General features: G+C 37.5%; 13 protein-coding genes and 1 riboswitch. All 13 genes read left to right on the forward strand.

From position 1 onward, the window contains the following. Positions 1-4: 4 nt before the first annotated feature. The 13 genes from BLE01S_RS06005 to cysI all read left to right on the forward strand — a co-directional run bounded on the left by BLE01S_RS06005 (position 5) and on the right by cysI (position 14,332). Positions 5-283, forward strand: coding sequence for a DUF6509 family protein (locus BLE01S_RS06005; protein WP_066138363.1), 279 nt, complete (start codon positions 5-7; stop codon positions 281-283). Between the two features lie 374 nt (positions 284-657). After that, the gene (gene proB / locus BLE01S_RS06010) at positions 658-1,758 is read left to right on the forward strand and encodes a glutamate 5-kinase (protein ID WP_066138366.1); all 1,101 of its coding nucleotides are present in this window, start codon (positions 658-660) and stop codon (positions 1,756-1,758) included. A gap of 48 nt (positions 1,759-1,806) precedes the next feature. Next, the gene (locus BLE01S_RS06015; protein ID WP_066138369.1) at positions 1,807-3,054 is read left to right on the forward strand and encodes a glutamate-5-semialdehyde dehydrogenase; all 1,248 of its coding nucleotides are present in this window, start codon (positions 1,807-1,809) and stop codon (positions 3,052-3,054) included. Positions 3,055-3,167: 113 nt separating this feature from the next. Next, the gene (locus BLE01S_RS06020; protein ID WP_066138372.1) at positions 3,168-4,241 is read left to right on the forward strand and encodes a branched-chain amino acid aminotransferase; all 1,074 of its coding nucleotides are present in this window, start codon (positions 3,168-3,170) and stop codon (positions 4,239-4,241) included. A gap of 428 nt (positions 4,242-4,669) precedes the next feature. After that, positions 4,670-4,770, forward strand: a riboswitch (SAM riboswitch). 294 nt (positions 4,771-5,064) lie between these two features. After that, entirely contained in the window at positions 5,065-5,826 is a 762-nt protein-coding gene (locus tag BLE01S_RS06025) for a sulfite exporter TauE/SafE family protein (RefSeq protein WP_066138375.1), read from the forward strand. Between the two features lie 55 nt (positions 5,827-5,881). Next, positions 5,882-6,481 carry an adenylyl-sulfate kinase gene (gene cysC / locus BLE01S_RS06030; protein ID WP_066138378.1) on the forward strand — a complete coding sequence of 200 codons (600 nt, stop codon included), beginning with the start codon at positions 5,882-5,884 and terminating at the stop codon, positions 6,479-6,481. A 185-nt stretch (positions 6,482-6,666) separates the two neighbouring features. After that, on the forward strand, positions 6,667-7,398 hold the full coding sequence (locus BLE01S_RS06035) for a phosphoadenylyl-sulfate reductase (RefSeq protein WP_066140960.1): 732 nt from the start codon (positions 6,667-6,669) through the stop codon (positions 7,396-7,398). Between the two features lie 223 nt (positions 7,399-7,621). Beyond that, on the forward strand, positions 7,622-8,770 hold the full coding sequence (gene sat / locus BLE01S_RS06040) for a sulfate adenylyltransferase (protein WP_066138381.1): 1,149 nt from the start codon (positions 7,622-7,624) through the stop codon (positions 8,768-8,770). Between the two features lie 25 nt (positions 8,771-8,795). Beyond that, positions 8,796-9,569, forward strand: a complete 774-nt coding sequence (cobA, locus tag BLE01S_RS06045; RefSeq protein ID WP_174521705.1) for a uroporphyrinogen-III C-methyltransferase — start codon at positions 8,796-8,798, stop codon at positions 9,567-9,569. Between the two features lie 21 nt (positions 9,570-9,590). Beyond that, positions 9,591-10,340: a sirohydrochlorin chelatase gene (locus BLE01S_RS06050; RefSeq protein ID WP_066138386.1), complete on the forward strand. Its 750-nt coding sequence runs from the start codon at positions 9,591-9,593 to the stop codon at positions 10,338-10,340. A 206-nt stretch (positions 10,341-10,546) separates the two neighbouring features. After that, positions 10,547-10,693 carry a YezD family protein gene (locus BLE01S_RS20365; RefSeq protein WP_082788597.1) on the forward strand — a complete coding sequence of 49 codons (147 nt, stop codon included), beginning with the start codon at positions 10,547-10,549 and terminating at the stop codon, positions 10,691-10,693. Between the two features lie 65 nt (positions 10,694-10,758). Continuing rightward, positions 10,759-12,588 carry an assimilatory sulfite reductase (NADPH) flavoprotein subunit gene (locus BLE01S_RS06055; protein WP_066138389.1) on the forward strand — a complete coding sequence of 610 codons (1,830 nt, stop codon included), beginning with the start codon at positions 10,759-10,761 and terminating at the stop codon, positions 12,586-12,588. Further along, positions 12,578-14,332 carry an assimilatory sulfite reductase (NADPH) hemoprotein subunit gene (gene cysI, locus BLE01S_RS06060; RefSeq protein ID WP_111703463.1) on the forward strand — a complete coding sequence of 585 codons (1,755 nt, stop codon included), beginning with the start codon at positions 12,578-12,580 and terminating at the stop codon, positions 14,330-14,332. Before BLE01S_RS06055 ends, cysI begins: the two co-directional genes overlap by 11 nt. Positions 14,333-14,765: the final 433 nt, after the last annotated feature.

A 14,765-nucleotide genomic window follows, 5' to 3' on the forward strand; every position in this document is an offset into this window, starting at 1 on the left:
TTTTTTGAATATTATAGGACATACGGTTGAAGAACTTCATGATCCAACTGGAATATTGGTTGGAGATCGCTATGAATTTTTTCTTCAAATTGAGATACCAGAAGATGATGAATTGTATTCTGAACATGGTTTAGATTTAAGGATCATTTTGGCAGTAGATGAGAATGGTGCACGTATTAGTCAATATAATTTTGTTGAACAAGGTACCAATCGTATTCTCGAATTTGCTTTAGAAGAAGACGAAGAAAATATCGTGATTGATTATTGCAAACAACATATTTAATCTAAATTTATTGTTATGCAAAAGTTTATAACACATCTATACCTTGACAATTTTTGATATAATCGTCATAATATTATAAAATGATTGAACGGTGATGGAAGACTATTATGCGGACCTTTATGTGCTAGAGAGCGAAATTTATAAGCTGAAAGATTTCGCCACAATAAACCGCAGAACCTGCTTCTGGAGTCCCATGTTAACCCTTGGGCGCGTACTTCGGCGTTATGAAGCAAAGCGGGATGTCTTTACATCCAATAATGGTGGTACCGCGGAAGTTAAGCTCTTTCGTCCTTTAATACAGGATGAAAAGGGCTTTTTTTATTCCCAATAAAATACAAAAAAATGATAGTAAAAAATAAGTAGGAGCATGTAAAATGGAGAAGAAACGAATAGTTGTGAAAATCGGCAGTAGTTCCTTAACAAATGATAAGGGTGAAATCGACCAAGAGAAGTTATTTGATCATATTCGTGCTCTTGCTGCACTTCGTCAAGCAAATCATGAAGTAATATTAGTATCATCAGGTGCAGTGGCAGCAGGTTTTGCAAGACTTGGTTATTCATCAAGACCGGTAACGATTAAAGGAAAACAAGCTGCTGCGGCAGTCGGACAGAGTTTACTTATTCAATCCTATATTGAAAAATTCAGTGAATTCAATCTGATTCCGGCACAAATATTACTAACGCGAAATGACTTTTCTAATCGAGATAGGTATAGAAATGCATTTGCTACAATCATGGAACTTTTAGAACGGGGCATATTACCGATCATTAATGAAAATGACACTGTAGCTATTGAAGAATTAACATTCGGAGATAATGATATGCTTTCCGCGCTTGTTAGTGGCTTTATCCACGCAGATCAGCTAATTATTTTAACCGATATTAATGGTCTATATGATGCAAATCCGAGAACGAATCCGCTTGCCAAAAAGTTTGACTTGCTAGAGGATATTACGGATGAAATGATGGATGTCGCTGATGAAACAGGCTCAAAAGTAGGAACTGGTGGCATGAAGTCCAAATTAACGGCGGCTAAAACTGCACTTTCTCTAGGTGTTCCTGTTTTTATCGGTCGTGGTCAAGGCCAGGATAAATTGCTAAACATATTAAAAGGAAAAGGGGATGGTACATATATTTCTGACCCATCTCTTGGGACTATTAATACAAGTCGACAGTGGATTGCATTCCATTCAGAGTCAGCAGGAAGACTCTTTGTTGATCAAGGAGCGGAAGAAGCGATCTTATATAATGGCAGGAGCTTATTGCCTGCTGGCGTTTTTAAAGTGCAAGGGGCGTTTCATAAAGGTGATGTGGTAGAAGTCTTTGGAACCAAAGGCTTGTTAGGAAAAGGGGAGGTTAGTTGTTCCTCCGATGAATTAAAGAAAGTAATAGAAAAACGGAAAGATCAAAAGTGTACAGATTCTATCGTACCGTCTGTAGAAGTCATTCATCGAAATCGTTGGGTGCAAGCATAGAAAAGGTTTAAATAAAGCTTGAATGTGAGAAATTGGGGAGGTTTAGTAATGAGCGAAGTAAAAAATAAAGGCCAAGATGCAAAAGCAGCTAGTTATTTATTAACGGGAGTAACAACAGATGAAAAAAATAAAGCGTTGCAATTGATTGCAGAACAATTATTAGCAGATCAAATGATTATTTTAGAGGAAAATAAGAAGGACATTGAACGAGGAAGGGAAAATGGACTTCCAGAGGCTGTTCTTGACAGAATTATGTTAAATGAAACAAGGATTAAAGATATGGTCCACGCGATCCATTTACTTGTAGAACTGAAAGACCCGATTGGCGAATCCTTGGAAACAATCGAAAAAGAAAACGGCTTGCTCATCCAAAAAAGACGGGTGCCAATCGGTGTAATCGGGATGATTTACGAAGCTAGACCAAATGTCACCATTGATGCGGCAACACTATCATTAAAAACTGGGAATGCGGTCATATTAAGAGGGAGTTCCTCTGCACAGGCTTCGAATATGGCAATCGTTCAGTCGATTCATACAGCGCTTGAAAAAAGTGCGCTTCCAGTTAATGCAGTGCAATTAATCGAAGATACGAGCAGGGAAACAGCAAAAGAACTTTTTCAGTTAAACGATTATTTAGACGTTCTCATACCAAGGGGCGGAAAAAACTTAATCGAGACAGTCGTTCGTGAATCAACCGTTCCAGTTATTGAAACTGGCGCTGGTAATTGTCATATTTTCATAGATGAAACAGCTGAGCAAAAGATGGCAGAAGCAATTGTATTAAATGCGAAATTGCAACGCCCTTCTGTTTGTAATGCGATTGAGTCTATTGTCATTCACGAAAAGTGGTTTGAAAAATACGGTGTACCATTGTTAAAGAATCTTCAGAACCACAGCGTAGAAATATATGCAGATGAAGCTGTTTGTAAATCATTTGCAGATGCGAAATTAGCAACAGAAGAAGATTGGTATAATGAATATCTCGATTTATCTGTTAGTATTAAACTGGTTCATTCAGTGGAAGACGCGATTCACCATATAAACAAATATGGTTCAAAACATTCCGAAGCAATCATCACAAATAATGATCAGCATGCGAATTTATTTCTGCAAAATATAGATGCGACGACAGTTTATCATAATGCTTCAACTAGATTTACGGATGGATTTGAATTTGGCTATGGTGCCGAAATTGGCATAAGTACACAAAAGTTACATGCTAGGGGTCCTATGGGATTACATGCATTAACATCTAGCAAGTTCATTGTCCATGGGAACGGGCAAATTCGCAACTAGAAAAGCGTAAGGTAGTGTGGCAAGAGGTTCAAAATGCTTGTATTGCGCACACTGCCGCGCATAGTTCATCATTCATTTTATTTTCTTAATCTTTTAATAAAGGGGATAGCGTTTTGACAAATTATCAAATTGATGTTCAATTAAGTAAGAATAAAAAAGAAAAACCGGCTTTTGATCAACTTTCTTTCGGTACCGTTTTTACGGACCATATGTTTATCTTAGATTATACAGAAGGAAAAGGCTGGCATGATGCAAGGATCGTTCCATATCAACCAATTACTCTAGATCCGGCAGCGATCATTTTTCATTATGGGCAGACCGTTTTCGAAGGGTTGAAAGCATATGTAACGAAAGAGGATGAAATTGTATTATTCAGACCTGATCAAAATATGAAAAGGCTTAATAGATCTAATTCACGTTTATGCATGCCTGAATTAGACGAAGATTTAGCTATTGCTGGATTAAAAAAATTAATATCAATCGATAAAGAATGGGTGCCAAATGTCGCGGGTACATCGTTATATATTCGTCCATTTGTGATCGCTACAGAACCATATTTAGGTGTGGCACCGTCAAAAAAATATCGTTTTATGATTATTTTATCTCCAGTTGGGGCTTATTACAAAGAAGGTATTAACCCTGTTAAAATAGCTGTTGAACAAGACTATGTTCGTGCGGTAGCAGGTGGAACTGGTAATGCCAAAACGGCGGGGAACTATGCCGGGGCTCTCAAAGCACAAGAAGCAGCAGATAAAGAAGGCTATGCTCAAGTATTATGGCTAGATGGAAAAGAAAAGAAATACATTGAAGAAGTAGGAAGTATGAACGTTTTCTTCAAGATCAATGGCGAGGTCGTAACGCCAGCTTTAAATGGAAGTATTTTAGAAGGAATTACAAGGAAGTCAGTAATTGAGCTTTTAAATCATTGGAATATTCCTGTTGTAGAAAAGAAAATTTCAATGGAAGATATTTTTCGAGCGTACAATGATGGCTTGCTAGAAGAAGCATTTGGCACCGGTACGGCAGCAGTTATTTCACCAATAGGCGAATTGTTTTGGCAAGGAGAGAAACTGGTCATTAATAATGGAGAAACAGGTGCATTAGCAAAAAGAATATATGATTCATTGACTGGCATTCAAACAGGAGTAGCGGAAGATCCGTTTGGTTGGAGAATGAAGGTCGAATAAGAGGATCTTACTTAAAGAAGGTTAGGCTATCTCACATGGAGCCTGACCTTTTTTGTTGATATTCAGGCATATACATATACTATGCAATAGCTTATTCGACAGTTCTCGCTATACTATTACCTAATTAGTTATAAATAATAATACTTTAAAACTTGTAATGCACTATTTAAATCAAGTGACGTTTCAATAGCCATATATATTGCTATACCTGTTTAATATGAATACTCTGATAGAGATTCCTTTATTTTTGAATTGGACCTATGTAAGTGAAATTACTGCCTAAATAAAGACTTGTAAATATAAACGGAGAAGATAGTAAAGAATGGAGATCAATCCCGATAAAACAGATATGTTTAAAAATAAAATCAGAAAAATCGTTGACATGGAATATTTTATCATGTAATATGAATCTCAACTTAATAAATCAGATCTTATCCAGAGAGGTTGAGGGAATGGCCCTATGAATCCTCGGCAACAGACTCTAAAGTACTGTGCCAATTCCAAAAAGCGAAAGCTTAGTAGATAAGAAGAGAAAATGAACGTATTGATTGCCCTCTTCTTTATCATGCAGAAGAGGGTTTTTTATTCGATCATCTCCTAAATCTTGACTGGCGTTGTATCGCTGTTAAAAAGTTTGCATATTATTTATAAAGAAATATGATTATCATGCCAATTAGTCAACTAAAGGCATCTTTCTAATCGACCAAAGTGTCGATTAAAAAGATGCCTTTTTTGTATAAAATCAATGAGAAAGGAGTTATAAAGCTAAATCCCATATAACAAATTGGGTATATATTATAGGTTAGTCTGGGGAGTGCGTTCAATGAGTATTGGCATAATCGTAATGGGGCTTTTTATTGGATTTATGGTTGGCCTAACAGGTGTTGGAGGAGCAGCTTTGTTAACACCTATTTTAATTTTATTTGGAATTAGCCCATCTATCGCTGTAGGTACTGACCTAGCATATAATTCAATCACGAAATTATTCGGGTCTATTCAGCATTGGAGACAAAAGACCATTAATATGAAGTTAGTTAAGTACCTAGCAATCGGAAGTATTCCAAGTGCTATATGTGCTGTGGGAGTACTCCATCTATTTGATTCTTTTTTTCATAATCAAGAGCAAATAATTAAACATGCATTAGGATATACATTGATTTTGGTAGCATTAACTACACTGATTAAAACTTTTCAAAAAAATAAATTTGAATCAAAGCTACAAATGAAGCCTTTGCACGAAAAACGAAAATTGACGATTTTTATTGGGATAATATTAGGATTTATTGTTGGTTTAACCTCGATTGGATCAGGCTCCATGTTTGCTATTGCAATGCTTTATCTTTATCGGCTTAGACCATCAGAGTTAGTCGGAACCGATATCGCTCATGCCTTTTTGTTGGTCACAGCAGCTGGGCTGATGCACGCCGGAATCGGAAATGTTGATTACTTACTCATGTTAAACCTTTTGATGGGATCTATACCAGGAGTAATGATGGGCAGTACTTTATCATCTAAATTTCCTGCAAAACCGTTAAGGGCTATTATGGCTCTTATGATTTTAATTAGTGGATTTAAACTAATATAGTCATTCATCACTTAACGGATCACAATTGTAAAACATACTTTAGGAGGGAAGAACGATGACATTATCAACAAATATTGTATGGCATGAATCGGAAGTTTCAAAGGAGGATAGACAGGAATTAAAGCAACATAAAAGCGCTATTCTTTGGTTTACTGGACTTTCAGGATCAGGTAAATCAACGATTTCCACAGCATTAGAAAAAGAATTATATATACAAGGTTTTCACACATATCGATTAGATGGTGATAACGTACGACATGGTTTAAATAGAAATTTAGGATTTAGTCCTGAAGACCGAACGGAAAATATCCGGAGGATTGGAGAAGTATCGAAATTAATGGTGGATGCTGGATTATTTACATTAACAGCTTTCATTTCACCTTATCGTGAGGATCGCTCCTTAGTCCGTGATCTAGTGGATGCAGATGAGTTTATTGAGATATATGTCAAAGCAAGTCTAGAAACATGTGAGACACGAGATCCTAAAGGTTTATATAAAAAAGCCCGTTTAGGAGAAATAAAAGGATTCACAGGAATTGATGCACCATATGAAGAGCCTATAGTACCAGAAATTACACTCGATACAAATATATTAAGTATTGACGAATCAATCGAAATGATTGTGGAATTTCTGAAGGAGAAAGGTTATTTATAAAGAGAAAGTAAAGTATTTATTATAAAAATAGGAAAAAACAACTATAAATCACAGTTGACTCATAGGATTAATTATATTAATATTCGTTAATATACAAATAATTTTAAAAATGCGATTCGCTGACTATACAAAATAGAGGCGACTTTAATCCCATACTTGATTAAGGTTGCCTTTTTATAATGAAAATGGAGAGGAGGAAGGGAAAGGTGGAAAAATTAACGTACGAATTATGGACAGAAGATAAAGGCAATTTTGTCATCGATGAGGAATATAAAGGTGCGTTAAACGTATTGGAGTGGGCCTATAACGAGTATGATGATGAGCTCGTGTATGCATGTAGTTTTGGTATTGAAGGAATCGTATTGATAGATTTAATTTCAAAAATAAAACCAAATGCTAAAGTAGTATTTCTCGATACCGGACTTCATTTCCAAGAAACTTATGACTTAATCGAAGAAGTAAAGCAAAGATATCCTTCTCTTAAAATTGAAATGAAGAAACCAAATTTATCTGTGGCTGAACAAGCGGAAAAGTTCGGTGACAAGTTATGGGAGAGACAGCCAGATCGTTGTTGTCATATAAGAAAGGTCATCCCGCTGCGAGAAACATTAGGCGAGGCAACAGCTTGGTTATCTGGTCTTAGACGTGAACAATCACCGTCAAGAAAAAATACCAATTTTATAAATAAAGATGAAACATTTCATTCAGTCAAAGTTTGTCCGCTTATTCATTGGTCGTGGAAGGATATTTGGAACTATGTTGAAAAACATCAATTAAAGTACAATCCACTTCATGATCAAGGCTACCCAAGTATTGGATGCCAGCCATGTACTTTTCAAGGTGATATGACTACAGGCTCAAGATCTGGTCGTTGGGCAAACCAAACGAAAACAGAATGCGGGCTCCATCTTAAATAAAGGCTCTTTTCCAAGAGATTGTTGCTTTTAAAATAAAAACTGTTGAAGATTGAATGGAGAGAAAGCGCGAGACTCCTACGGAGCAGCCGGATAGGTGAGCCCCAAGCTTTACGCCGCAGAGGTCTCAACGCCCGCCCTGTGGAAAACAACCTATCCGCACTACTTGGTAAAAAGCAACAAAGTTTGCGAGACAGTCTAAATAAAAAAACAGGGGGAATATGACATGAGTTTAAGCAAACCACATGGTGGAACATTAATTAATCGCTGGAATCCTGATTATAAATATGACTTTATCAGAAATGCAATTGAGCTAGATGAAATGGCGCTCAGTGATCTAGAACTAATTGGGACGGGTGCGTATAGTCCATTGAACGGATTTCTTAACGAAGAAAATTATTATTCTGTATTAAAGAATATGAGGTTATCTACAGGTGAACCATGGACGATCCCGATTACTTTACCAATAACAGAAGAGAAAGCTAAAGCTATTAAAATTGGTAGTCTAGTGAAATTAATGAAAGATCAGTCCGTCTATGGGGTGTTGGAAGTATCAGATATATTTACACCAGACAAAGAAAAAGAAGCTGAATTCGTTTACCAAACGACGGAACGTGAACATCCTGGTGTCAAAAAGCTATTTGATCGACCGAATGTGTATGTCGGAGGAACGATAACGCTCACCAAGCGATTACCAACCAATCAGTTTTCGGAATATCAATTTGATCCAATTCAAACACGCAAGGAGTTTCAATCGTTAGGCTGGAACACTGTAGTCGGGTTTCAAACGAGAAATCCTGTCCATCGAGCCCATGAATACATTCAAAAATCAGCATTAGAAATTGTCGATGGCCTATTTTTGAATCCATTAGTTGGTGAAACGAAGAAAGATGACATCCCAGCAGATGTGCGCTTGAAAAGTTATAAAGTATTACTCGAAAACTATTATTCTAATGATCATGTATTTTTAGGTGTCTTTTCCGCAGCAATGCGTTATGCAGGACCGAGAGAAGCAGTTTTTCATGCGATGGTAAGAAAGAATTTTGGCTGCACACACTTTATTGTGGGGCGAGACCATGCAGGTGTAGGTAATTACTATGGCACATATGATGCACAGAAAATATTTAGTAACTTCACACAAGAAGAACTAGGCATTACTTTATTATTTTTTGAACATAGTTTTTATTGCAATAAATGCGGCAATATGGCAACACCGAAAACATGCCCTCATGACTCGAGCCACCATGAAATATTATCAGGCACGAAAGTGAGAGAGAAACTAAGAAATGGAGAAACGTTACCTACTACATTTAGCCGCCCAGAGGTTATTGAAGTATTGATTGCTGGTTTGCAAAAAGAAGCCGTTCAAGCATAGAAATGCTAAGGCGAGAGGGGAGAAGATGATGGGAACAGTATACATCGTAGGAGCGGGACCTGGGGATGTAGATTTAATTACAGTGAAAGGCGTTAAGTGTATTCAAAAAGCAGATATCATCTTGTATGATCGCTTAATTAATAAAGAATTATTGGAATACGCAAAACCGGGAGCTGAACTTATTTATTCTGGGAAGCTTCCCGGCTTTCACGCAAAAAAACAAGAGACAATTAATCACTTATTAGTAAAACATGCGCAAAAAGGTAAAATTGTTACCCGATTAAAAGGTGGAGATCCCTTTGTTTTTGGAAGAGGTGGCGAAGAAGCACAAGTACTAGCTGAACATGGAATTTCATTTGAGATTGTCCCTGGTATTACTTCTGGGATTGCAGCTCCCGCCTATGCAGGTATTCCAGTTACTCACCGAGATTATAGTTCCAGTTTTGCAGTGGTAACTGGTCATATGAAAGCTGGAAAAGATGATACTATTCGCTGGAAAAACCTAGCACAGGGAGTAGACACGTTGGCCATTTATATGGGAGTTGGAAATTTACCATATATTTGCGAACAATTGATAAACGGAGGACGTGCAGGAAATACACCTGTTGCTCTAGTTCACTGGGGAACAACGGAAAGGCAGCAAACAGTTACTGGAACGCTAACTACAATTGTAGAAATAGCGAAAAAAAGCGAAATAAAAAATCCAAGTATGATTATTGTCGGGGAAGTTGTTAAATTACGCAAAGAAATTCAGTGGTTTGAACAAACAAGCGTAACTCAGCAATTGGCATATGTATGATGCAGCAAAGGAGGGGGCTAGATGCAAGCGGTACTATACATTGGTCATGGCAGCCGAGTAAAAGCTGGGGTAAGGGAAGCGATTCACTTCATCGAAAAGGCCAAAGCGCACATTGATGTTTCCATTCAAGAAGTTTGTTTTTTAGAATTAGCAGAGCCAAATATTATGGAAGGTATTACACAGTGCGTGGAACGTGGTGCAACACAAATTGCCATTATTCCAATCCTATTATTAACTGCTGGGCACGCCAAAGAAGATATACCTAAAGAGATAGCGAAAGCGAAAATGGAATATCCCCAAATCAGATTTACGTATGGAGAAACATTTGGTATTCATCCGAAATTAATTGATAGTTTGTATGATCGAATACTCGAAAAAAATGTGGAAATTGCTAGTGATGCGATGATTTTACTTGTCGGTAGAGGAAGCAGTGATCCTCTTGTAAAACAGGATTTAAGTCAAATTGCAAATTGCTTAAAAGAAACATACCATTTTCAAAAAGTCGATGTTTGCTTTCTTTATGGAGCGAAACCCCATTTTGATGAAGCTTTAATAAAGCTTCAAAAAGCAAAACATAAACAGGTTTTTATTATTCCATATTTATTATTCTCTGGTTTATTAATGAATGGGATAGAAAAGAAAATCAGTCAAATCAAAGGGGAAAATCAACAGCTAATTCTATGTGAGACGCTAGGATACCATCCAAACTTTCAAACCGTCTTACTGGAACGAGTAAATGAATTGCTTGAAAAAACAGAGCTAGCAATATAGTTCATGAATTAGATAAAGTGACTTTGAAGTTGGCATTGGACAGTCGTACATAGGAAAATCGTTGATCTATATTTAAGTAGGAGCAATAGTAACTGTTAGCCCTTTTTATATGCCCAAAAACTCAGAGTCAAAGATCAGTAAAAAAGAAACTATAAAAGTTAATAAAAACGATCGAAAAGATTTCTTTGAAAGGATGGATGTTTACAATGGGAGGTCGCAAGCAAAATGCTGAACTTGCAATCGAAAATGTAAAAACACATCTTAGCACGATGAAATACGGCACCATTACATTAGTGATTCAAGACAGTTTAGTCGTTCAAATAGAAAAAAACGAAAAAATTAGATTGAAATAGTGAAGGTTATTATCGAGATGTGAGAATGTACAAAAAAATGAGTTTGTCATGTGAGGTGGATAGTGTTGCAACTTAAAGTAATAAATAGTCCTTTTAATGAGGAGCAAGTGGAGCTCCTCAATCGTGTCCTACCATCATTATCGGTTGGACAGCAACATTGGTTAAGCGGATATCTTACCGGTTATGAAAGTAATACATCAACTGAAGTCGCGCTTCTAAATCCGACAGCAGTAGCCGCAGAGACTAATCATGTAACTAAGGAAGTGACCGTGCTCTTCGGATCCCAAACCGGGAACTGCCAAGTATTATCTGAAGACATATCTAAACGGTTGGAAGGGCAAGGGTATACAGTAACCTTGTCCTCAATGAATGATTTCAAGGCAAACGATCTAAAAAAAGTATCTTATTTATTGATACTTGTTAGCACGCAAGGTGAGGGAGATCCGCCTGATACCGCTCTTCCGTTTTATGAATTTCTCCATAGTAGAAGGGCGCCTAAATTAGAGGAATTACAGTTTTCAGTCCTCTCATTAGGAGATAGTTCTTACGAATTATTCTGCCAAACTGGTAAACAATTTGACGCACGTCTTGAGGAATTAGGAGCAAAGCGTTTAAGTCCTCGGGTAGATTGCGATTTAGATTACGACGAACCTGCTGCTGAATGGTTTGAGGCAGTTACTCAAAGTTTAAATGAAAACATGGGAGAAGATGATTCACCCACATCTCTAACAACATCAAATACGTCAAGCTTAACTGTCGAACAGTCATCTTATTCTCGGACGAATCCATATAAGGCTGAGGTATTTGAAAATCTGAATTTAAATGGACGTGGATCAAATAAGGAGACGCGGCATCTAGAATTATCGCTAGAAGGTTCCAATCTAGCATTTGAGCCTGGAGATAGCTTGGGTATTTATCCTGAAAATGATGCTATTTTAGTAGACTCGCTCATCAAAGAAATGGGCTTGAATCCAGAAGATTCCGTGCCTATGAACAAAAATGGAGATGAACGCTCCCTCAGAGATGCACTTATAAATAATTATGAAATTACGGTTCTGACAAAGCCATTATTGCAGAAAATATCTGAGATCCATCCCCATAAGGATCTGGCAGAGCTTCTTCAGCCAGAAAATGAGCAAGCGCTTCGACAATATTTTATTGGGCGTGACCTATTAGATTTAGCGCGCGATTTTGCTCCTTGGGAAATAACTGCCAGTGAATTCGTGAAAAATTTACGCAAGTTACCGGCACGGCTTTATTCTATTGCCAGCAGTTATAAAGCAAACCCTGAAGAAGTTCATCTGACAATTGGTGCTGTGCGTTATGAAGCACATGGACGAAATCGCAATGGGGTTTGCTCTGTACAGTGTAGTGAACGTGTGGAGCCTGGGGATACACTATCCGTATATGTGCAAAAAAATGTAAACTTTAAGCTTCCTACTGATCCTAATGTACCGATCATTATGATTGGCCCAGGCACAGGTGTTGCACCATTTAGAGCCTTTCTCGAAGAAAGGGAAGAAATAGGAGCACAAGGGAAGAGTTGGCTCTTCTTCGGCGATCAACATTATGTCACAGATTTTCTTTATCAAATCGAATGGCAAAGATGGCTAAAAAGTGGAGTGTTAACGAATATGGATGTCGCTTTTTCTCGCGATACAGAAAATAAAGTTTATGTTCAGCACAGAATGATAGAAAAAAGAAAAGAACTATATCAATGGCTAATCGAAGGAGCCTATGTGTATATTTGCGGCGATGAAAAACATATGGCTAATGATGTTCATGCCACACTCATAGCCATCTTAGAGCAAGAAGGTGCGATGGAGGCAGAAGAAGCAGCTGATTTCCTTACTGAGTTGCAACAAGAGAAGCGTTATCAGCGAGATGTATATTAAGAAGAAGGGTGATAGCGAATTGTTAAAAAACAAACTTATTCCAACACAGGATGGACCACCAAGTGATGTGGAACGCATCAAGACGGAAAGTAATTATTTGAGAGGAACATTGGCGGAAACACTCGAAGATCAAATGAGTGCCGGAATTCCTGACGATGATAATCGTTTGATGAAATTCCATGGTAGCTATCTACAAGATGATAGAGATCTACGTAATGAGCGCCAAAAGCAGAAACTAGAACCAGCTTATCAATTCATGGTACGCGTACGGGCACCTGGAGGTGTAGTTACAGCTGATCAATGGATAGCGATGGATAAAATTGCACAAAAATATGCGAATGATAGTATACGACTGACTACTAGACAATCATTCCAAATGCATGGAATTTTAAAGTGGAGTATGAAGAAGAGCATTCAGGAAATAAATGATGCACTTTTAGATACCCTTGCTGCCTGTGGTGACGTAAATCGAAATGTTATGTGTAATCCAAATCCATATCAATCAGAAGTTCATTCAGAAGTTTATGAGTGGGCGCAAAAATTAAGCGAGCATCTTTCTCCTAAAACACGTGCCTATCATGAAATTTGGTTAGATGGTGAAAAAGTAATAAATAGCTTGGATAATCAGGAAGAAACAGAGCCTATTTATGGACCTGTATACCTTCCACGGAAATTTAAAATTGGTATTGCAGTTCCTCCATCTAACGATGTAGATGTTTTTTCGCAAGATCTAGGCTTAATTGCTATATTCGAAAATAAACATCTACTTGGATTTAATATCGCTGTAGGAGGCGGGATGGGGATGACCCATGGTGATACGAAAACCTACCCACAATTAGGACGAATTATTGGATTCTGTCCTGTTGAACGCATTATTGATGTCGCTGAAAAGATAGTCACTATTCAGCGTGATTTCGGAAACCGTTCTGTCAGAAAGAATGCTCGTTTTAAATATACGATTGATGCTAGAGGGCTAGATTGGTTAATTGGTGAGTTAAACGATCGACTTGGCTGGGAGTTACAGGAAGCACGGCCATACCATTTTGACCATAATGGTGATCGTTACGGCTGGGTGAAAGGAAATAATGAAAAATGGCATTTCACCCTTTTCATTCAAAATGGACGTATTCAAGATTGGGATGATTATAAACTCATGACAGGGCTGCGTGAAATTGCCAATGTTCATAAAGGTGATTTCCGACTTACCCCAAACCAAAACTTGATTATCGGTAATGTTTCGGATGAGCATAAAGATCAAATTGAAAGATTAATAGAGGAATATAAGCTGACAGATGGTAAATATCATTCAGCATTACGTAGAAATTCGATGGCATGTGTAGCATTCCCTACTTGTGGGTTGGCAATGGCGGAGTCAGAGCGTTACTTACCTTCTCTCTTAGATAAAATAGAGGTAATATTGGAGGAAGTTGGCCTTCGGGACGAGGAAATTGTCATTCGTATGTCAGGTTGCCCTAACGGATGTTCTAGACCATCGCTGGCCGAAATTGCCTTTATTGGTAAAGCTCCGGGAAAATATAATTTATACCTTGGGGCTGGTTTTGCAGGTGATCGTTTAAATAAGCTTTACCGTGAAAACATTGGGGAACAGGCCATTCTGGATGAATTAAAACCAATTATTCAACATTATGCAAAAGACAGACTGGATGGAGAACGATTCGGAGATTTTGTGATCCGTGCAGATTATGTTAAAGAAGTACAATCAGGTCTTGATTTTCATGATTAACTAGGGCGAACCGGGCAAAAAAGATGCCCGGTTTTTTGGGTAATGATCGTTGTTGGAAGGGGGATACGCGGGTTTGACTGCCGCCGTCTCCATAGTTAAATTTTATAGAGTTTCAATCTTATCTACCGGATACTATAATTTATAAGTGATAGGTTTAGCGTTTATTCCAAAAAAAGGAACAAATGAAACCTACAAAACGCGATTGTACCGATGAGCTGGTATGTTTTATTCCGTTGTTCCAATATTCATGATATTGTGCGTTTTTATTTAGTAAGGTTATCGATCTAATAGTTTTATCTAAATAACATTTGAATTCCCAGATTAATTCACACAGTAAATAACCACACAAAAAAGCTCAGAGTATTTTTGACTCTGAGCTTCACTATTGTATGAAAGTTATTCGGTTATTGCGTTCTTTCAAAAATCAAAACTA

The sequence above is a fragment of the Lederbergia lenta NBRC 16444 genome (assembly GCF_001591545.1).
GTDB lineage: Bacteria > Bacillota > Bacilli > Bacillales > Bacillaceae_C > Lederbergia > Lederbergia lenta.